Origin of the sequence: Sphingobium sp. B8D3A (assembly GCF_025961995.1) — a bacterium.
Taxonomy (GTDB): domain Bacteria; phylum Pseudomonadota; class Alphaproteobacteria; order Sphingomonadales; family Sphingomonadaceae; genus Sphingobium.
Genome location: NZ_JAOQOS010000001.1, coordinates 762,376 through 781,761 on the forward strand (window position 1 = coordinate 762,376; position 19,386 = coordinate 781,761).

At 63.8% G+C, this 19,386-nt stretch carries 15 protein-coding genes; 5 read left to right on the forward strand and 10 right to left on the reverse strand.

Features of this window, described 5'->3' with window-relative positions; all coding sequences use genetic code 11:
• Window position 1 precedes the first annotated feature (1 nt).
• Window positions 2-187: a YbdD/YjiX family protein gene (locus M2342_RS03475; RefSeq protein WP_264578049.1), complete on the reverse strand. Its 186-nt coding sequence runs from the start codon at window positions 185-187 to the stop codon at window positions 2-4.
• Window positions 184-2,232 (reverse strand): carbon starvation CstA family protein, encoded by a 2,049-nt coding sequence (locus tag M2342_RS03480; protein WP_264578050.1) that lies wholly within the window; start codon window positions 2,230-2,232, stop codon window positions 184-186. The genes M2342_RS03475 and M2342_RS03480 overlap by 4 nt, the downstream gene beginning before the upstream one ends.
• A 271-nt stretch (window positions 2,233-2,503) precedes the next feature.
• Between M2342_RS03480 and M2342_RS03485 the strand changes: the two genes are divergently transcribed.
• A complete protein-coding gene (locus M2342_RS03485; protein ID WP_264579977.1) occupies window positions 2,504-3,484 on the forward strand; it encodes an MBL fold metallo-hydrolase in 981 nt (326 codons plus the stop codon).
• A 265-nt stretch (window positions 3,485-3,749) separates the two neighbouring features.
• Here the strand turns inward: M2342_RS03485 and M2342_RS03490 are convergent, their stop codons facing one another.
• From M2342_RS03490 to alr, 6 genes are all read right to left on the reverse strand, one after another.
• A complete protein-coding gene (locus M2342_RS03490; protein ID WP_264578051.1) occupies window positions 3,750-5,246 on the reverse strand; it encodes a PepSY-associated TM helix domain-containing protein in 1,497 nt (498 codons plus the stop codon).
• The gene (locus M2342_RS03495; RefSeq protein WP_264578052.1) at window positions 5,243-5,821 is read right to left on the reverse strand and encodes a hypothetical protein; all 579 of its coding nucleotides are present in this window, start codon (window positions 5,819-5,821) and stop codon (window positions 5,243-5,245) included. Before M2342_RS03495 ends, M2342_RS03490 begins: the two co-directional genes overlap by 4 nt.
• Window positions 5,818-8,082: a TonB-dependent receptor gene (locus M2342_RS03500; protein WP_264578053.1), complete on the reverse strand. Its 2,265-nt coding sequence runs from the start codon at window positions 8,080-8,082 to the stop codon at window positions 5,818-5,820. The genes M2342_RS03495 and M2342_RS03500 overlap by 4 nt, the downstream gene beginning before the upstream one ends.
• Window positions 8,083-8,188: 106 nt before the next feature.
• Window positions 8,189-8,536: a RidA family protein gene (locus tag M2342_RS03505; protein WP_264578054.1), complete on the reverse strand. Its 348-nt coding sequence runs from the start codon at window positions 8,534-8,536 to the stop codon at window positions 8,189-8,191.
• Between the two features lie 37 nt (window positions 8,537-8,573).
• On the reverse strand, window positions 8,574-9,830 hold the full coding sequence (locus tag M2342_RS03510) for a D-amino acid dehydrogenase (RefSeq protein WP_264578055.1): 1,257 nt from the start codon (window positions 9,828-9,830) through the stop codon (window positions 8,574-8,576).
• A complete protein-coding gene (gene alr, locus M2342_RS03515; protein WP_264578056.1) occupies window positions 9,827-10,966 on the reverse strand; it encodes an alanine racemase in 1,140 nt (379 codons plus the stop codon). Before alr ends, M2342_RS03510 begins: the two co-directional genes overlap by 4 nt.
• 137 nt (window positions 10,967-11,103) lie before the next feature.
• Between alr and M2342_RS03520 the strand changes: the two genes are divergently transcribed.
• The 3 genes from M2342_RS03520 (at window position 11,104) to M2342_RS03530 (ending at window position 12,588) form a co-directional block, all read left to right on the forward strand.
• Window positions 11,104-11,571, forward strand: a complete 468-nt coding sequence (locus M2342_RS03520; protein ID WP_264578057.1) for an Lrp/AsnC family transcriptional regulator — start codon at window positions 11,104-11,106, stop codon at window positions 11,569-11,571.
• Window positions 11,572-11,695: 124 nt separating this feature from the next.
• Window positions 11,696-12,211 carry a hypothetical protein gene (locus tag M2342_RS03525; protein WP_264578058.1) on the forward strand — a complete coding sequence of 172 codons (516 nt, stop codon included), beginning with the start codon at window positions 11,696-11,698 and terminating at the stop codon, window positions 12,209-12,211.
• 11 nt (window positions 12,212-12,222) lie between these two features.
• Entirely contained in the window at window positions 12,223-12,588 is a 366-nt protein-coding gene (locus M2342_RS03530) for a c-type cytochrome (protein WP_264570983.1), read from the forward strand.
• Window positions 12,589-12,668: 80 nt separating this feature from the next.
• Here the strand turns inward: M2342_RS03530 and M2342_RS03535 are convergent, their stop codons facing one another.
• Both M2342_RS03535 and M2342_RS03540 read right to left on the reverse strand, forming a co-directional pair.
• Window positions 12,669-14,075, reverse strand: a complete 1,407-nt coding sequence (locus tag M2342_RS03535; protein ID WP_264570982.1) for an amino acid permease — start codon at window positions 14,073-14,075, stop codon at window positions 12,669-12,671.
• A gap of 47 nt (window positions 14,076-14,122) precedes the next feature.
• Window positions 14,123-16,093, reverse strand: a complete 1,971-nt coding sequence (locus M2342_RS03540; RefSeq protein ID WP_264578059.1) for an NAD(P)-binding protein — start codon at window positions 16,091-16,093, stop codon at window positions 14,123-14,125.
• Window positions 16,094-16,776: 683 nt separating this feature from the next.
• Between M2342_RS03540 and M2342_RS03545 the strand changes: the two genes are divergently transcribed.
• Entirely contained in the window at window positions 16,777-19,380 is a 2,604-nt protein-coding gene (locus M2342_RS03545; RefSeq protein WP_264578060.1) for a TonB-dependent receptor plug domain-containing protein, read from the forward strand.
• The last annotated feature ends 6 nt before the right edge of the window (window positions 19,381-19,386 follow it).

Consider the following 19,386-nt stretch of genomic DNA (forward strand, 5'->3'; position numbering starts at 1 on the left):
CCTAGCAGCACTTGCCTCCGCCAGCGCCTCCATAACGCGCCTGCTCACGGTTGCGGAAAAACTCGGTCCGCGTCATCGGTTTGGCCTGGGGATGGTGACGCGCCATATGGGCTATATAAGCCTCATAAGGCGGTTGCCCGACCATGAGGCGCGCGGTGGCGCGCAGCCGGTGCCACAGGCCGCTCATTCCGCGGGGACCATCTGGGCCGGGGCTTCATGCGCCGTCGGAGCGGGATTGCGCAGGCTCGCCAGGCATGTCCGGATGGTAAAGAAGAGCAGCGAGAGCACGACAGCGACGAACAGCGCGCAAAGGCCGGCATCGATCCGATCATTGAAGATAATCGCGTTCATCTCCGCCATGGATTTCGCCGGGGCCAGAACTTCGCCCCGCGCGGCGGCGTCCGAAAAGCGCCGGGCATGTGCGAGGAAGCCGACGGCCGGATCGCTCGACAGGAGCTTGAGCGCGCCGGCGCTCAGCGTGCAGACCAGCAGCCAGAGTGTGGGCACCACGGTCACCCAGGCGAACCGGTGCTGCTTCATCCGGAAGAGAACCACGGTAGAAAGCATCAGTGCGACGGCCGCGAGCATCTGGTTCGAGATGCCAAACACCGGCCAGAGCGTGTTCACGCCGCCAAGCGGATCGGTGACGCCTTGATAGAGGAAGAAGCCCCAGCTGGCCACGCACAGACCGGTCGCGATCACCCCCGGCAGCAGGGCGTTGCCCGCGCGGAATGAGGGGACGGCAAGGCCGATCAGATCCTGCAGCATGAAGCGGCCGGCGCGGGTTCCTGCATCGACGGCCGTCAGGATGAACAGCGCCTCGAACAGGATGGCGAAATGATACCAGAAGGCCTTCATCGCTGGCCCGCCGACGACATGGCTGAAAATCTCGGCCATGGCGACGGCGAGGGTCGGCGCGCCACCGGTTCGCGAGACGATGCTGTGCTCACCGACATCGCGGGCGGTCTGGGCCAATGTGTCGGCTGAGACCGGGAAGCCCATGGCGGTGACCGCGGCCGCTGCGCTCACGGGATCGCCGCCGGTGATCGCGGCCGGACTGTTCATCGCGAAATAGATGCCCGGATCGAGGATCGAGGCGCCGACCAGCGCCATGATCGCCACGAACGCTTCCATCAGCATCGCGCCATAGCCGATGAAAGGCGCATCGGTTTCTGCCGCGATGAGCTTGGGCGTCGTGCCGCTGGAGATGAGCGCATGGAAGCCCGAGACGGCGCCGCAGGCGATGGTGATGAACAGGAAGGGGAAGAGGCCACCCGACCAGACCGGACCGCCCCCGCCGACGAACTGGGTCAGCGCCGGCATCCGCAGCGGCGGGGCCATGACGACGATGCCGATCGCCAGCGCCGCGATCGCGCCGATCTTGAGAAAGGTCGACAGATAATCGCGCGGCGCCAGCAGCAGCCACACCGGCAGGATGGAGGCGACGGCGCCATAGCCGATGAGGATCCAGCAGAGCTGCGTGGGCGTGAAGGTGAAGATCGGCCCCCAGACGGGGGAAGCGGCGACCGATTGCCCGTACATGATGGCGAGCATCAGCCCCACGAAGCCAAGCAGCGAAACCTCGCCAATGCGGCCCGGGCGGATCCAGCGTGTGTAGATGCCCATCAAAAGGGCGAGGGGAATGGTGGCGGCGACGGTGAACATGCCCCAGGGGCTCTCAGCCAGTGCGCGCACGACGATGAGCGCGAGCACCGCGAGGATGATGACCATGATCAGGAAGGCGCCGGCGAGCGCGATCGTGCCGGCGACCGGCCCCATCTCCATGCGGACCAGTTCACCGAGCGATTTTCCGTCGCGCCGCATCGAGATGAACAGCACCATGAAATCCTGGACCGCGCCGGCCAGCACGACGCCGAAGATGATCCACAGCGTGCCGGGCAGATAGCCCATCTGCGCCGCGAGCACCGGGCCAACCAGCGGGCCGGCGCCGGCAATGGCCGCAAAATGATGGCCGAACAGGACGCGGCGATCGGTGGGCACATAATCCAGCCCGTCGCCCCGATACTGGGCCGGCGTGGCGCGAGCAGGATCGAGCCGCATGACGTGCCGGGCGATGTAGAGCGCATAATAACGATAGGCGACGAGGAAGATACTGACCGCGGCAATGACGATCCACAGCGCGTTGACCGCCTCGCCGCGTGCCGTGGCGACGATGCCGAGACAGACGGCGCCGATGATCGCGAGGATGATCCAGAAAATATGCTTCACCATGTCCGCCCCTAACATTCCATCCTGGATTCGCCGCAATGCCCAATGCGCGCATGAGCTGTCGTAGGCGTCACGTACACGCTTTCCAAGCCGGTCCCGCAAGCTTGCGCGAGGGTGACAGCGTAACAGCACCCATCAGGCAGGTGCCGTGCCGTCGCGTTCTCCGGAGGTTCCGAGTAAACGGCCTTCGGTGTGCCAGCCAGCCCAAGCCGGACTTGATCTGCCAGAGGCGAACGCCATTTGGGTGGCGCCGGATAGGGAGTCGGTGAACCACATGCCGAAGAACCGCTACTATAACGGCCCCGTCACCGATCATTTCGACGGTCTCCGCTTCCACAATTTGCGCGACGAACCAGAGACGGACCGTTCGCTGCGCGACGTCATGCGCTGGAAGCGCAACGTCCCCGACAATCCCTGGCCCAAGTCGGTCGCGGTGAAGCCTGTCGTGCCGGACGAAAGAGTTGATGGCCTACGTGTGACGATGGTTGGCCATGCCACCTTGTTGATCCAGATTGGTGGCTACAATCTCGTTACAGACCCCGTTTGGTCCGATCGCGCCAGCCCGCTCTCGTTCGCCGGGCCTCGACGCATCTGCGCGCCCGGCGTTGCGCTGGCGGACCTTCCACCACTCGACGCTGTGTTGCTCTCCCACAATCACTACGATCATCTCGACATCGGGACGCTCAAGGCGATCCACAATCGTCACCATCCGCTGATCGTCACGCCGCTGGGCAACGACCATATCGTCCGCAAGCACATTTCGGCTGCCCGCTTCGGCGTGGGAGATTGGGGCGACAGCATCGAGGTTGCGCCGGGCCTCAAGGTCCACATCGTGCCCGCACTCCACTGGTCGTCGCGCGGCTGGCGCGACCGGCGCATGGCCTTGTGGGCGGGCTTCGTGATCGAGGCGGCCGGCAGGCTCGTCTACTTCGCCGGCGATACCGGCTATGGCACCGGCGGCATCTTTCGGCGAATGCGCGACCGTTTCGGCCCTATGGACCTCGCGATCATTCCAATCGGCGCCTATGATCCGCGCTGGTTCATGGCTGCCCAGCACACCGATCCGGAGGAAGCGATCCAGATCATGCTGGACCTTGAGGCACGAGCCGCCATCGGCATGCACTGGGGTGCCTTCAAGCTCACCGACGAACCATGGGACGAACCCCGGACGCGCTTACAGGCCGGCCTGGTAGCGAGAGGGATCGATCCCGGCCGCTTTCCGGCGCTCTGGCCGGGAAATTCTCGGGACCTGTGACGGGGGCCTCTGCACCCTTTTGCTTGAAGTACCGATCGCGGGGCGTCGCTGCCAAAACGGACGTTCCGCAGCCCAAAGCTGAGCTTTGAAGCCGGCTCAGTCGTTAATGTGCATTTTCAGTTCGGCGCACGATGGCGCTACGACCATTGCCTCACCGGCGCCGCCACGAAGAACCGATAGGGTGTAATAAACTTCTTCACAATATTCCGGCCTCGGTAGGGTTCTATCCTGTGCAGTCGTTCTGATTGAGCCAGATGGTCCTCGGTCACGCTAGCGGCTTCACTGCCAGGGCGCCCCTGTGCCAATGGACTGATACCGCAAGCAACCCCAGCCCAATCAGGCCAAGGGTAGCATCGACAATCAGCGCCATGCTGTCATCGGTGCCGACCAGGACTGAGTGCCCCATTGCAAGACAGATCAGCAACGCGCCTGATCCTGCTTTGCCAATCCGCGACAGCTTGGGCGGCGAGAGGGTGGTTGCCGCGCCAAGCGCAGCGAGGCTGACCCCAGCCCAAGTCCAGATTGGCAGGGCGGCGGCTGCAGGAGTGAACAATGCTGTCGACGCCGCGCCGATCAGCGCCATTGGTTGTCCCCAGACGGTTGCAGCCCAGACACGCTCCCAGCCAGGCGCCGGTTTGCCCTTGTCGCGTCGTCGGGCGAGCCAGATGTTCACGCCACCGACTGCGAGATAGGTGAGGCCGAGCCCAAGCAACGCATAGGCAATCTTGACAATACCGCCGCCGAACCAGCCAAAATGCAGAGGACCAAGAGAACCTAGAATCTGCTGACCCACATTGTTCTGCGCTGCCCGCTGCACGTAGTAGAGCGCCCCGGCGCGATTAAATGCGTAAACATCGCCATTGGCGATGCGGGATGTGCCGCTCTCCACCTCGAACATGGCGGCGGCGCCCTGCTCGGTCGGGTGCTCGACAATTAGGTAGCTGATACGCGCGCCCGGCGCCTGTTGGTCCAATTTGGTGAACAGGGGGCGCAGGTCGATGGGCGGTGCAGGCCGGGTATCTTCGGCCGGTTGGGGGGGCGTGAAGATTGCATAGACCTTTGCGGTGTCGCCCTGAAACACCGCGAGACCGATTGCGCCGATGATGACGGTGCTGAGGCCAAGCAAGGCCCCGGTCAGTGAGACAGTGAGGTGGAAGGGCAGCGCCCACACGCCAATGCGGTTGTGTAGATCGGCCTCCTGCAGCCGCCGAGAGCCGCCAAGACGCAGATGGAAGGCGTCGCGAAAGATGCGCGGATGGGCGAGCAGTCCGGAGATCAGGGAGGAAAGCAGCGCCACGCCGCTCAGCCCGACAATGAAAATTCCCCAGCTTTGCGGTAGGTGCAGGTTGATGTGCAGGCGCGTCAGGAAATGCGTCCAGCTCTCGCGCAACTCGCCGGTGATGAGCCCTGCGCTGTCGGCGATCCAGGTTGTGCGGGTACCATCTTCGGCGTCGACCCGCAGCGTCGGCCATGGCCGGTCTTCGCTGGGCATCAGGATGAGAACGTGCTCGACAGCCCCCTTGGTGCGCGCCATTGCTTCGCGATAGGCTCGTTGAACGGCGTCGCCGGAAATGCTCTCCATGTGCTCGGCGCCTGGATTTTCCCAGCGATAGAACTCATTGGCAAAAACGGCGATCGCCCCAGTGAGACAGACCAGATAGAGCAGCCCCGCGAAGGCAAGGCCGAGGCCACTATGCCCCTTGAGCACGGCGCGCACGAGATCGGGCGACCAGAAGGCGGTCCGCTTGTTTGGCGTCGTCATGCCAGCCCCTTCAACGTGGCTGCGCCAAAGCCGACAATTGCCGTACCCACCAGCACGAAGGTAGCGCGCAGGATGCGGCTGTCGGCGAGGGTCCATGCCATCGCACTGCCCCAGGCCAGCGGCACGATCAGGCCACCGATCAGCAGCCGCGTCTGGATTTCCCCCGGGGCCCACACGGCATAGCTGATCCCCAGGCTCATCGCCGCGACCATGCCGATCGGGCCAGCGAGCGACCAGCGTAGCGTGGTGCGCCACGCGCTTGACGCGCGCTCTGCAGGCTCCGGGGCGAGTCCTTCCCGCGCGACGCGTCCAGCCTTGTGCGGACGAAACGTGTAGCTCGAAGCAACGACCCCGAGCGCAACGACCGACAGCAAGTTCACCGCCACGAACGGACCACGCGCTTCCCCAATGATCCACGCCGGCCACAGCAAGGTGACGCCAAGCAGGGCGAGTCCGATGCCGCGCCAGCTCGTCTTGCCTGCCTTGAGGCGCCATGCACGGCGCAAGGACCATGCGGCGGCAAAGCTGCCAGCGACGATGGCCGCGATGGCCGTCAGAAATCCCGCGTCACTCAAAAACCGGCCTCCAGCACCACGCCGACACTGCGTGGCGCGCCAATCACGACGAAATTGGTGAAGTCGTTGACATACTGGTCGTATTTCTCGTCGAGCAGATTGTTCGCAAAAAGCGACAGGCTCCAGTGATCGGTTTCGTATCCGAACCGCGCGTTTATAAGCGTGCGCGCGTCCACGCGGCCATCTGCCTGCGGGATCGATACGTCGGTCATCACCGCGCTGCGATAACTGGCGTTGAGATTGGCATTGAAGCCGCCAGCGAAGCGCAGATTCGCGCCGCCAGAGAGAGTCCATTTCGGCGCATAAGGGAACTCCAGGCCCGAAAGGTCGGTGATTGAGCCGACATCGGTCACGAACTTGTCGAATTTTGTGCGGGTATGCCCTATGCTCGCATACCAGTCGAAGGCCCAGGACACGCGATGCGCCACCTCGATCTCGAACCCATAGATATGCGACTTCCCGGCATTGACCGTGTGGGTGTCATAGGTTCCGTTGCCGAAATTGGCGGTGGTCTGCTGCTCGGTCCAGTCGATGTAGAAGGCATTGGCGTTCAGCGTCAGCCCCCCATCTAGCCAAGCCGAGCGCAAGGAGAGCTCATAGTTCCAGGTAAATTCCGGATCATAAGCGAACAGTTGGGATCGCGCTGTGTTGAAGCTGCTGCCGCCCGAGCGATAGCCGCGCTGCACGACGAAGGCCGTTGAAAGGTCGGTTGTCCAGGCCATCTCGACCCCGCCCTTGGGCAGGAACGCGTTGAATTTGCGGGTGCCGACCGGCGCAGCGCCATTGGCATCGTCGACCAGCCCCAACACAAAGCCGTTCAGGGCGGTGATCGCGCCACTGAGCGGCGCCGGGTAGAGCATTGCGTCCGGCAACGTCCCAACGAACGTCGCGATCGCCTCCCCGCCGATTCTGTTGCGCTCATGATCGTAGCGGAAGCCCCCAATCAGCGAGAGCCGGTCCGTCAGCCGATACCGCGCGTCGGCGAAGACAGCCATCGTTTCGACTTGCGTGGGAAAATCTGACGTATAATCCACGGGGATGTTGGGCAGCGCGGTGGTGTAGATTCCCGCAACCTGTTGCGCTGTCGCGGCGCCAAGGCTGGGCGTGAGCGCATTGATAATCGTGCTGGCGGGGGTAGGCACCAGGGTGACCTGATGTGACTGCCGATACTGATCGCGGTTATAGTAGAACAGACCGACAAGGCCGCTTAGTCGATCGCTCTCGTAGTTCAGCAGCAATTCCTGCGTGAAGGTTTCCGCACCGCCCGCAATATCACTGTAGGCGATGCTGGCGGCTGAGGAATCCCCGTCATATTTGCGAATAAAGTCGGTGTCGGTCCAGGTTCCCAGGGCGCTGAGAGACAGGCCGCCGCCAAGATCATAGCGTAAGTCCAGCGTCACCTGATCGTTATCCACGTCGCTGCTGTTGGGATAATCGGACGGGTTCGTTCGCGTGCTGAAATAGTCGCCGTTCGCGCGGTCGACATAGACAAACAGGTAGCCGCCCTGCGTCTCGAAATGATGGTAATTGAGCCGGGCTTCAAAGCCCGGGAGGGCCGATGGCATCCAGAACAGTTTGCCACGTATCGAAACCGAGTCTACCGGGTTTTCGGGGGCGTTGCGCGTTGGGTTATAAATATACCCATCGGAATCGCGCTTTTCGGCAGAGATCCGAAAGGCCAACTCGTTCGGCACCAGCGGTCCACCACCGGCGAGGGTGAACTGGGTCGTGTCGAAGGATGACACAAGCGCGCGGCCCTTCACGCTCCAGTCGAAGGTGGGGTCCTGGGTACGGATGTGCACGGCGCCAGCCAGCGCGTTCAGTCCCTGGATGGTCGATTGCGGGCCTCGGAATATCTCGACTTGCGCGACATCCCACATGTCGGTCGGGCCGTTGGAGAGGATATCCTGCTGAACGGGCGCGCTATCAACAAATACGGTGGCGGTCGCAGCATCGCCACCACCAGAAACACCGCGCTGGTCGATCCCGCGGATCGAGAAGCCGGAAGCGCCATAGGTCTCGGAGACGTTGGCGATACGCTGATAGATTTCCTGAATGGTGAGAACATTCTCGGCGGCAATGCGCGCAGCGGTCACGACGCCCACGGACGCCGTCGTTTCCTGCAAGCTGCGCGAGGCCTTTTCGCCCGTGACGATGATTTCGATCGGCTGATCGGCAGGCGCAACGTCCTGCGCGAGTACCTGCGTCGGAACAGCCAGCGCGACGAGCAGTGACGTGGACAGCAACCAATCCGTATTCATGCTTCCCCCTGTTTTCACAAGGGGGGTCTGTATTTTTCTCGCTAATGCGAGTCAAATGCAAAATTGGGCTGTCAGCCGGTCGCAAGCGATGGCCGAGGCGGCGCCTTCAGCCTCGGGCCGCGATGATAATGATCTCGACCTTGTAGTCGGGCGTGGCGAGTCTGGCTTCGCCGGTGGCGCGGGCTGGGGCGTCCCTGCCGCCGACCCAGCGATCCCAGACGGCATTCATCTCGGCGAAGTCGGCCATGTCGGCGAGCCAGATGGTGGCGCTCAGGATGCGCGACTTGTCGCTCCCAGCGCGGGCGAGCAGCGCCTCGATCTGCGCCAGCACGGCCTGCGTCTGCGCAGTGACACTCTCGCCCGGCGCACCGACCTGGCCGGCAAGGTAGATGGTGTCGCCATGGATGACGGCCTGGCTCATGCGTGGGCCCTGATCGAGACGTTCGATGCTCATGCTTACTCCTCGTCGATAAAAATGATCGCTTGCGGCGTCAGGCCGCATAGCGCGAAATGGCCAAGTCGACGGCCTCGATTTCCGTGGGTCGAGCCGAGATGATGTCCGCGACGACCTGCGCTGAGCCGCAGGCCATCGTCCAGCCCAGCGTGCCGTGCCCGGTATTGAGGAACAGATTATCGTAGCGCGTCTCGCCGATCACAGGCGTGCCGTCTGGCGTCATCGGGCGGAAGCCCGACCAGTAAGTTCCCGCGCCCATGTCCGCGACACCGGGGAACAGGGTGCCGACCGAGAGTTGGAGCGTCTCGCGCTGGGCGGGGCGCAGGCGGTTATCGAACCCGGCGATCTCCGCCATGCCGCCGACGCGGATGCGCGAACCCAGACGCGTGATCGCAATCTTGTAGGTCTCGTCGAGGATCGTCGAGACAGGCGCGCGGGCCTCGTCGACGATGGGCACCGTGATCGAATAGCCTTTCACCGGATACACCGGCAGGCGGATACCGAGCGGGCGCAGCAGGGCGGGCGAATAGCTGCCGAGGGCTACGACATAGGCATCGGCACGCATGAATCCCTTGCTGGTGCGCACGCCCGTCACCCTGTCCGCATCAACCTCGATCCCGTCGATTGCCGTGCCATAGTCGAAGTGCACGCCCAGCCTCTGCGCCAGCTCCGCAAGGGCGTTGGTGAACAGGAAGCAATCGCCGGTCTCGTCATTGGGCAGGCGCAGGCCGCCGACGAATGTTCCGCAAACATCGGCAAGCCCGGGCTCGGCGCGTATGCAGCCCTCCCGATCCAGCACCTCGAACGGTACGCCATCGGCCTGCAGCACAGCGACATCCTTGGCGATGCCGTCCATCTGCGCTTGCGTCCGGAAGAGCTGGAGCGTGCCCTGCATGCGCTCGTCATAGGCAAGGCCGGTGTCGGCCCGCAGGGCGATCAGCTTGTCACGGCTATATTCCGCGATCCGCACCATGCGCGCTTTGTTCATCGCATAGCGCGCGCCCGTGCAGTTGCGAAGCATCTGCGCCAGCCAGAGCAGTCGCGCCGGATCGAGACCGGGCCGCAGGATGAGCGGCGAATGCTTCGAGACCATCCATTTGAGCGCTTTGAAGGGAACGCCGGGCGCGGCCCAGGGCGAGGCGTAGCCGGGCGAGATTTCACCGGCATTGGCGAAGCTGGTTTCCAGCGCCGGGCCGGGCTGCCGGTCGACGACATGCACCTCGTGCCCGGCCTTGGCGAGATAATAAGCGGAGGTGACGCCAATCACGCCGCTGCCGAGGATCAGCACCTTCATGACATTGTCTCCAATATGGGGGTGGGGCAGGCGAGGGGGAGGACATGTCGGGCATAGCGGGCGCCGAGGTTCGTCAGGATCTCATAAGCGATGGTGCCGCCATCGCGCGCGACCTGTTCAAGGCGCTGGTGCGGGCCGATCAGCTCGACGAAATCGCCTTCCGTCAGCGCGCCGGGCGCGAGTGCCGTCACATCCACGGTCATGCTGTCCATCGACACGCGACCCGTGATCGGCAGGCGGACGCCGCCGGACCATGCCGCTCCGCGATTGGAGAGGGCGCGTGGCCAGCCATCGGCATAGCCTACCGATAACGTCGCAAGGCGCCGTTCCCCGCGCGCTTGCCAGTCGAGCCCATAGCCGACCCCAGCGCCGTCCGGCACAGTGCGGAGCTGGATCACTCTCGCATCGAGCCGCACCACGGGGGCGAAGGGCGCCTCCGCGCTATCGGTAGGGTCGGCCCCGTAAAGCGCGATGCCGGCGCGGGCGATGTCGCCATGAAACACGCTGTCGAGCAGGCAGCCGCCGGAATTGGCGAGTGATCGGGCGGCAGCGGGGAACAGCTCGGCCAGTTTCTCGAACTGCGTGCGCTGGCGATCGTTCGCAGCATTTTGCGGTTCGTCTGCACAGGCGAGATGGCTCATGATCGCGCGGAGCGGCACAGAGCGGCGGAACTGCGCGTCGCCGGCGAGTTGCCGGGCCTCCTCCGGGGAGAGGCCCAGGCGCGACATGCCGCTGTCGACTTGCAGAATGGCGGATAGTGGGCATTTGCGCTGGATGGCCAGATCGCGCCAGCGCCACGCCTGGCCCAGGCTGTTAAGCACCGGCACGATAGCATGGTCGGCGCATATCGCCTCGGCGCCGGGTGTCAGCCCGTTCAGCACATAGATGGTGCTGTTTGCCGACACGAGTGGGCGAATGGCGAGCGCCTCGGCCAGATGCGCGACGAAGAAATGGCTGCACCCGGCCGAGACGAGGGCGGGCACCACGATGCTCGCGCCCAAGCCATAGGCGTCCGCCTTCACCACGGCCGCCAGTTCGGCGGGTGCGACCCGGTTGCGCAGCCGGGCATAATTGGCGACCAGCGCGGACAGATCGATCGTCAGAATCGCGCCTTCGATACTGTCGGAATTGTCCATTGGTCACCCCGCGTCTGATGGGGGCAAGGGATATCAGCAGGCGCTTCGAATGTTCTGCCCAACAGATGCAGAAGTTGCCGTTTCAAGCAGGAATTCAGTAGAAAAGTGGCGCAGGTGCGCAATATGCTTCGACGATCATGGACAAGATCGACAGACATCTCATCCGGCTGCTGCGTACCGATGGCCGTATCTCCAACCAGAGCCTGGCGGAAGCGGTCGGCCTGTCTCCTTCCGCCTGCCTGCGCAGGGTTAGGATTCTCGAGAAATCAGGTGTGATCCGCGGCTATGTGGCCGTGGTGGGGCTGCCGGAAGAAGATGAGGCGACGGTGGCGATCGTGCGCATCACGCTGGAGAAACAGACCGAGGAATATCTCCGCCGGTTCGAGAGCGCGGTGCGGCGACATCCGGAGATACGGGAATGCTACCTCATGACGGGCGATGCGGACTATAGCATTCGCGTCGCGACGGGCAGCGCTGCGGCCTACGAGGACTTGCATACCAACGTCCTCTCGCGCCTGCCCGGCGTCGCCCGCATTCATTCGAGCATTGCCATGCGCAAGGTGCTGCCTGGCGGAGCGGTAACATCCCGCAATTCCACTCCCTGACGGGCTCCTCCCCGCAGAGACGCGCGCGCATCGCTGCGCAATCGGCAGAAAATGTCGCGGACCCCTGCGAATATTCCTTCCGATATTCTGCCGCCACTGAGCGGCCTTTAGCTGGAGGATTGGTATGAATTCCTGGATCAGAACCCTGCTCGCCGGAGCCATGATGGCAACCAGCCTCTCCGTATCGCCCGTTTCCGCGGCCGAACCCGGCCAGTCGCTCCGCGATGCGCGGGAGCAGGCGCCCGCGGGTATCATCGGCCTGTGGAAGGTCGATCTTGCTGCCTCCACCTACAAGGGCGCCAAGCCACAGGCCGCAATCCGCAGTTTCGCTTATACGGAGGATGGCAAGATCCTCGTATCATTCACGACGCTGACAGCGTCTGGCGCGCTTACCTCCGGCCATTGGGCGGCGCAGGTCGATGGCACGCCCGGCATCGAATATCACAGCACCGCCGGGGGCCTGGCCTATAATGTCGTCTCGCTGAGGAAAGTCGACGACGCGACGCTGAGCCTGACCGTGACCCGTCACGGAAAGGTCGACCTGCAGGCGACCTACAAGATTTCGCCGGACGGCAAGACGCTGACCTATAGCTACGATGGCAATATCCTGATCTATCGTCCCTGGAACCTGTTGAGTTGAGTGGAGACCAGATGCGTATCGCGACCTTTGTTCTGAGTGCAGTTCTCACCTTGTCATCCGCGCCCTTGCTCGCCCAGTCGGCGGACAAGGGCCGGGCGGCCTTTGCTCAATGCGCCGTGTGCCACGGCACGAAACCCGGCGAGAAGAAGCTGGCGCCGAGCCTTGCGGGCGTGGTCGGACGCAAGGCCGGCGTCGTGCCTGGCATGACCGCTCCCTCGCCGGCGCTCGCGAAGTGGGGCAGGACATGGTCGACCAAGGAACTCGATACATTCCTGACCGCGCCGGCCAAGCTTGTGCCCGGCACGCGGATGGCCATCAGCGTGCCGGACGATGGCAAACGCGCGGACATCATCGCCTATCTGAAAACGCTGAAATAGGCCGGTCCGCCTGAGCGGCGGCGAAATGCAAAAACCCGTGCTCCCGCGAAGGCAGGAGCACGGGTTTTTGGTCGTTGCCGTCAGGCGGCTGGCGCCTCGTCGGTGCGGCGGCCGATCCACTGATAGATCACCAGCCCGACGACGTTCCAGATGAGGAAGAAGAGTTTCGTCGTGCCGGGGAGGCTCCAGAACAGATAGAGGCAGCCAATGATCGCGAGCGGGCCGACCACCCAGGGCAGCGGCGTGGCGAAGATGCGCGCACGATCGGGTTCGCGGCGACGCATGATCAGCATGCAGGCGGCCACCGCGATGAAAGCCGCCAGCGTGCCGGCATTGGCCAGCGCTGCGATCGCATCGAGCGGAACGAGGCCGGCCAGCACCGACACGACTAGGGCGGTGACCATGGTCATGCGAATCGGCGTGCCGGTCCGGGCATTGACCCGGGCCAGTTTCGCCGGGAGCAGCCCGTCACGTGCCATGACGAAGAAGATGCGGCTCTGCCCGAAGAGGAATGCCAGGATCACGGTCGGCAGCGCGATGATCGCGGCCGCGCCGATGATCGCCGCGACTTTGCCCTGACCCAGCGAACGCAGGATAAGCGCCAGCGGCTCGGCGCTATTGGCATAGGTGGTGTAGGGCATGGAGCCGACCGCGACCGCCGCGACGCCCACATAAAGCGCTGTGCATATGAGCATGGAGCCGACGATGCCGATCGGTAGGTCGCGACCGGGGTTCTTGGTTTCCTCCGCAGCCGTCGAGATGGCATCGAACCCGTAGAAGGCGAAGAAGATGATCGCCGCTGCCGCCATCACGCCATGCTGCACGCCGTTCACGTCATGCGCGGCGAAGCCATAAGGCATGAAGGGGTGGAACTGGCCGGCGTCATAATGGGGCAGGGCCACGGCGATGAACAGGACCAGCGCCACGATCTTCACGACCACCAGGATGGCGTTGACGACCGCGCTCTCCCGCGTACCGAGCGCGAGCAGCCCGGCCACCGCGAAGACGATCAGCACCGCCGGCACATTCAGCAGGCCGCCCGCATGAGGGCCGGCGCTGATCGCCGCGGGCAAGGGGATGCCGAGCGAGGTGAGGAAACCGGCGGTATAACCCGACCAGCCGACCGCGACCGCGCTGACAACCAGCGAATATTCAAGGATGAGGCTCCAGCCTACGATCCAGGCGACAAGCTCGCCGATCACCGTATAGCTGTACGTATAGGCTGACCCCGATGCAGGGATCATCGTCGCCACTTCCGCATAGCAGAGCGCCGCGCAGGCACAGACCGCGCCCGCGATCGCGAAGGACAGGATGACTGCCGGACCGGCGAGGCCGGCACCGATGCCGACCAGCGTATAGATGCCTGTACCGACGATGGCACCAACGCCCAAGGCGATGAGGTGCCACCAACTCAGCGTCGGGCGCAGGCGATGCGCCGATGAAAGCGTGTCGAGCGCCATCGGCTTGCGGCGATTCCAGTTACGCATGTCTGCCCCTTTATCTGCCGGGCGATGTGTGATCGCCCGGCGTCGCGTCAAATCTGTTCGTAGAAGCCAATCTGGTTCTGCTCGAGTTCGCGCACGGCCCGGAACGCCTCGTCAATGGCGGTGCCGGCGGTGGAGACGCCACCCGCATCCGAATTGGCGATGGTGATCCGCCCGAACGGCGCACGCGCCGTCACGACAGGAGAGGTCTGGCCCAGCTTATCCGGCTCGAAGAGCGAATTGCGGCCGGTTGTGAAGCCATGCGCCCAGCGATTGACCGTGATAGCGAGGATGTCCCGCGCGGGATCGAAGCCGGTCCCGCTCAGCGCGGCGGCTGCCTGGCTCCGGATCGCGCGCTCGAAATGCTCGAACGGCGTCTGGAGCAGGCCCATCCGCGCCATGCGGAACTGGTCGTCGGCCGGTGTGCCGGGTTCGGGCGGCGATCCGCCCATGAGCTCGCCAAGCATGGTGCTGTTGGAGCAAATGCCCGAATTGGCACCGGTGCCGAAGCTCACGACAATGGGCTCAGACGGCGTGCGCGAAGGCACCAGGTCGCCCAAATAGCGCTGGGCGGCCAGGCTCATGCGCCCATAGAAGCTGTTCGGGAAGGTGACGGCGTTGGTCTTGAGCTTGGCGAAGGGCTCCCAATTACGGAACAACACGTTCGTTTCCTGGTTGACCGCGCGGACTGCTGCATGGAGCGCCGTCTTCTGCTCCTCCGGCAGCTCCGGCACCAGATAGGGCACGATATTGTTCATGCAGGCCAACACCACATTCGCGCCGCGAACCAGCTTCGCCTTGCCGCCGGACATATAGGTGATTTCGCATTCGCTGTTGTCCGGATCGAACAGGCGTCCGGCGGTGGCGGCATGCTTCACCCGGATGACCACGCTGGACAGGCGGATCCGTGTCGGTTGCTGTGCGCGGTCCAGTGCCGCATAGTTGACCCGCTTGGTTTCGACCGCCGCGAAATCGCCCGGGGCGAGGGCATCCGGAATGAGCGCGCGCACGATGAGGCGGGCAATGTCGCTGTTGCCGGCCGGCAGCGAAAAATCGTCCAGCCGATGCTCCTCGCTTTCGGGCGACAGCGCCGGCCGCTCAAGGCCGAGGCCCTGAAAGCCGGGCCGCATGCGGAAGAAGGCGAACCAGGCCGTGCCCATATCGGCACCCAGGCACCACATGCCCTGCATCAGCGGCACGACGTCGGGATGCACCTTCGCCACGTTCAGCAGATAGTCGCGATAGCTCATCGCCTGCAGCCGGGCGGTCTTCTCCGCTGGGGTAAGCCCACTCATATAGTCGATGCTGGCAGTGGTGATCCGCAGCAGATCGTCCTTCACCTGCTTGGGGAAGGGCGTCTGTGCCAGCCACTGCGCGGTCGGACTGGTGGGTGTGCCGCCGGGCACCAGCTTGTCCGCGCCATAGACCTGCTTGCGGAAGAAGGTGGCGGGCTGCATGCCGAGCGAGCGGTAGAGCTGGCCGTCCACCCGGTCGGTGGGGGTGCCCTTCTCGATGCCCAGCTCACGGATCAGCGAGATGGATTCATAGGTCCATTTGGATGGCGCCACCATATAGGACGAGCCGCCGTTCGCGATGAGCTGCTTGCTGTTGTACAGGAACTCGTTGCGCTTGGCGTGGCCGCCGAAATCGTCATGATTGTCGAGGATTAGGATGCGCGCATTGGGGCCGGCGCGCTTGCGGAAGAAATAGGCGGCTGCAAGGCCGCTCAGGCCGCCGCCGACCACCACCAGATCGTAGCTTTCCTTGGTATCCTCCGCGCCCGGAAAGCTCTCGCCGTCGCGCAGCGCATGCGCGCCCTCGAATGCGCCGGGATGCTGGCCGCGCATGCCGGTGCGCAGTGGCGGGTAGGTCTCCGGTGTGGCGGAGCCGTCAGCATTGGCGAAGGCGGCTGCGCGGGCTTTTGCGGCGATGGCCGGGCCGGCGCTGGCGGCCGCCATGGCGCCCCCCGCCGTGACCGCCACGCCTTGAATGAAATCGCGCCGCTGGATCGGGCGATCCATTCCAAGATTCTTGTCTCCAACGCTCATAGATGATTCCTTCGTGCAGCGGGAAGATAGCATCGCCTTCATGACGAACCCTTGTTCAGGATCGCCAGGCTGACCGCTGGTCCTTGCTGGATCCTGTGCGGAGCGCCCGATCCTCCCCCCGGGCCTGGAAAGCAAACGCTATCAGCGCGATTTTCGCGATGTTGCCGAAAGCGGGCCATGGCGAAGCATTTTATGCCGAAAAGGGACGTCTTCGTTCGCCGTTTCACGCAGAATCGCTCGTGGCGGGACCTTTGGCGCAAAGGTCTCCCGCCCGCCTGCGGGACAGGCGCGCAATCCTGCTCGCAGCCGGGCCACCGTCACCCCGCTTCCCTCGCGCGCGGGATTCTTTTGACTGGATGCAATATACCGAAACCCGCAGAAAATATCGGTTCTTGCGGATGTTCCAGAAGCGGGGTGGTGCTGCATCGTCCGACCATGCGGTCATATACGACGAAAGACGTATTTCAGATTGATCGCCCTGCTGCCGCTCGCTGCGATGGCATATTCTTCCAGCGATCCGTCAAAAAACGGCAACACTCGCTCATGGGCCCGACCTTACTATTCCCCTCATGGCGGCCGGCCTTTCGGGGCCTCATCCTCCACCGGACAACAGACGATCCGGGGCAAAGATAAGCAACGGTCAAAAAGGGGTTCTCATGAAGCATTTCGCGAAACGCTTGGGTCTCGCTTCCCCGTCTCTTCTAGCGCTCACGCTCGCAATGCCAGCGATCGCGCAGACCGAGACGGCTCCCGCAGACAATTCGGGAGAGGCGGACGTGGACATCGTCGTGACCGGCGTGCGCGGCACCCCGCGCACCGTTCAGGACTCGCCTGTTCCCATCGATCACTTCAACCAGGAGGATATCGAGAAGATCTCCAGCACCGACACCGTCGCGGTGATGCAGACGCTGGTTCCCTCCCTCAACGTTACGCGCCAGCCCAACTCCAGCACCGGCACCTTCGTCCGCCCGATCACGCTGCGCGGCCTGCCGGAAGACAAGACCCTGCTGCTGATGAACTCCAAGCGCCGCCATAAGTCGGCCAGCGTGGCCATTTCCGGCACCGGCGCGCAAGGAGCCGATTCTGCTGTCATCCCGTCGCTGGCGCTCAAATCGGTCGAGGTCCTCCGCGACGGCGCGGCCGCCCAATATGGGTCGGATGCGATTGCCGGGGTGATCAACTTCATGCTGAAGGACGACGATCATGGCGGTTCGCTGACCGCACAGGCCGGCCAATATTATGAGGGCGACGGCGACAGCCTGATGGTCGCGGGCAATGTCGGCATGAAGCTCACGGAAAACGGCTTCGTCAACGTCACGGCCCAATATAGCCGAGACGATTACACCACCCGGGCCAACCAATATACCAGCACCACCTTCGACGCTCGCGCTTATGCGGCAGCGAACCCGGCCTATGCCGCGCTGGTCGATCTGGACACCCCGCTGCAGAAATGGGGCCAGCCCAAGACCGAGGCGTTCCGCGCCGTCGTCAACTCGGGCATCGACATCAGTGACACTGCGCAGGTCTATGCCTTCGGCAACTTCTCGCGATCCAAGGGCTCGGCCTATGCCAATTATCGCTACCCGGCGAATAATCAGCCGGTGAACGGCGTGCCCGTCCGACTGCAGGACGGCAGCGTGTTTTCCTTCACAGACATCTTCCCCGCCGGCTTCAGCCCGGTCTTCTCCGGGGTTGTAACGGACTGGAGTGCGGTCGCCGGCATCAAGGGCACCACCGCCTCCGATGCGCTGAGCTATGACATCAGCGCGCGCTACGGTTGGGACAAGCTGGCCTATGAGATCGTTGACACGGTCAATGCCTCACTGGGCCCGAACTCGCCGCGCTCCTTCAAGCCCTCGACCTACATCGACAGCGAGCTCGCGCTGAACGCCGACCTTTCTTATTCGATCCCGGTCGCTGCGTTCGAGACGCCGCTCGTCGTCAGCTTCGGCGGTGAGTATCGCAACGAGGAATATACGATCCGGCCGGGCGAGCTCGACTCCTATCGCGGGGGACCGTTCGCGGCGACCGATCCGTTCGATTTCTGCAACGAGGCGACCCGGACATTGAACCCCGGCGCGCCAACCAACAAGGGCATCAACTGCGCCAATTACCAGGCCGGCACGGCCGATGGCTTTGCCGGCATTGACCCCGCCTATAATGTGTTGCCGGTGGGTTCGAACGGCGTGAACGGCGTGCCGCCCTCGGCCGCCGGTACTTGGGGTGTCAAAAGCGTCTCGGCCTATCTCGAACTGTCGACCGACCCCATCAAGGGGCTGTTCGTCGACCTTGCCGGCCGCTTTGAGCATTTCTCGAACTTCGGCAACACGGTGAACGGCAAGGCGGCCTTCCGCTACGAGCTCACGCCCGGCATCGCGATGCGCGGCTCGATCGGCACGGGCTTCCACGCGCCGTCCCCGGGCCTCATCAATACCACATCGGTTTCGATCCGAACGGTCAATGGCGTGTTTACGCAGGCCGGCCTCTTCCCGGCCACCAATCCCGTGTCCCAGTTCCTGGGCGCGAAGGAACTGGAGCCTGAGAAGTCCACCAACTACACGCTGGGCCTGACCCTGGCACCGATGCCGGGCCTCAGCCTCTCGCTCGACGGCTATATCATCAAGATCCGCGACGCCTTCTACTCCACGCGCAATGTCGCGGTGACGGACGCGCTCAAGGTGCAGATGATCGCGGCGGGCGTGGTCGGCGCGGATAGCATCGCCAGCGTCAACTTCTTCCAGAACGCCTTCGATTCCGACACGCGCGGTTTCGACGCGATCCTGACCTACGACCATCGTTGGGGCGGGGGCATGAAGACCAACTTCGCCGCCAGCTTCAACGCCAACTGGTACAAGATCGAGAGCCTCAAGATCCCGTCGCTGTTTACCGTCTATCAGGACTACAACTTCCGCAACGCGGCGCCACGCTGGCGCGGGACGCTGTCGGCGGTCCATAGCATGGGCGCGGTCTCGCTCATGGCGCGGGCCAACCTGTTCGGTCCCTATACGGCCATGGCCACGGCGCCGTCGGAGACGGTCGCCAATCCCACCCAGTCCTTCAAGACGCAGGCCCAGATCGATCTGGAGGCGAGCTACACGTTCGACGAGAGCTTCACCATCTCCGTCGGCGCGCGCAACATCCTCGATCACTATCCCGCGCCGGATCTGCTCCAGCCTACGGCTGGCCGGATCTACCGGACGGACTCGGTCGTCGATTGGCAGGGCGGCTTCTACTACGCTCGCCTCAACTTCAAATTCTGAGTTCGC

Coding starts and splice junctions, on each gene's coding strand:
- M2342_RS03475 (WP_264578049.1), bottom strand. CDS start 187: ATGAGCGGCCTGTGGCACCGGCTGCGCGCCACCGCGCGCCTCATGGTC.
- M2342_RS03480 (WP_264578050.1), bottom strand. CDS start 2,232: ATGGTGAAGCATATTTTCTGGATCATCCTCGCGATCATCGGCGCCGTC.
- M2342_RS03485 (WP_264579977.1), top strand. CDS start 2,504: ATGCCGAAGAACCGCTACTATAACGGCCCCGTCACCGATCATTTCGAC.
- M2342_RS03490 (WP_264578051.1), bottom strand. CDS start 5,246: ATGACGACGCCAAACAAGCGGACCGCCTTCTGGTCGCCCGATCTCGTG.
- M2342_RS03500 (WP_264578053.1), bottom strand. CDS start 8,082: ATGAATACGGATTGGTTGCTGTCCACGTCACTGCTCGTCGCGCTGGCT.
- M2342_RS03505 (WP_264578054.1), bottom strand. CDS start 8,536: ATGAGCATCGAACGTCTCGATCAGGGCCCACGCATGAGCCAGGCCGTC.
- M2342_RS03510 (WP_264578055.1), bottom strand. CDS start 9,830: ATGAAGGTGCTGATCCTCGGCAGCGGCGTGATTGGCGTCACCTCCGCT.
- alr (WP_264578056.1), bottom strand. CDS start 10,966: ATGGACAATTCCGACAGTATCGAAGGCGCGATTCTGACGATCGATCTG.
- M2342_RS03520 (WP_264578057.1), top strand. CDS start 11,104: ATGGACAAGATCGACAGACATCTCATCCGGCTGCTGCGTACCGATGGC.
- M2342_RS03525 (WP_264578058.1), top strand. CDS start 11,696: ATGAATTCCTGGATCAGAACCCTGCTCGCCGGAGCCATGATGGCAACC.
- M2342_RS03530 (WP_264570983.1), top strand. CDS start 12,223: ATGCGTATCGCGACCTTTGTTCTGAGTGCAGTTCTCACCTTGTCATCC.
- M2342_RS03535 (WP_264570982.1), bottom strand. CDS start 14,075: ATGCGTAACTGGAATCGCCGCAAGCCGATGGCGCTCGACACGCTTTCA.
- M2342_RS03540 (WP_264578059.1), bottom strand. CDS start 16,093: ATGGATCGCCCGATCCAGCGGCGCGATTTCATTCAAGGCGTGGCGGTC.
- M2342_RS03545 (WP_264578060.1), top strand. CDS start 16,777: ATGAAGCATTTCGCGAAACGCTTGGGTCTCGCTTCCCCGTCTCTTCTA.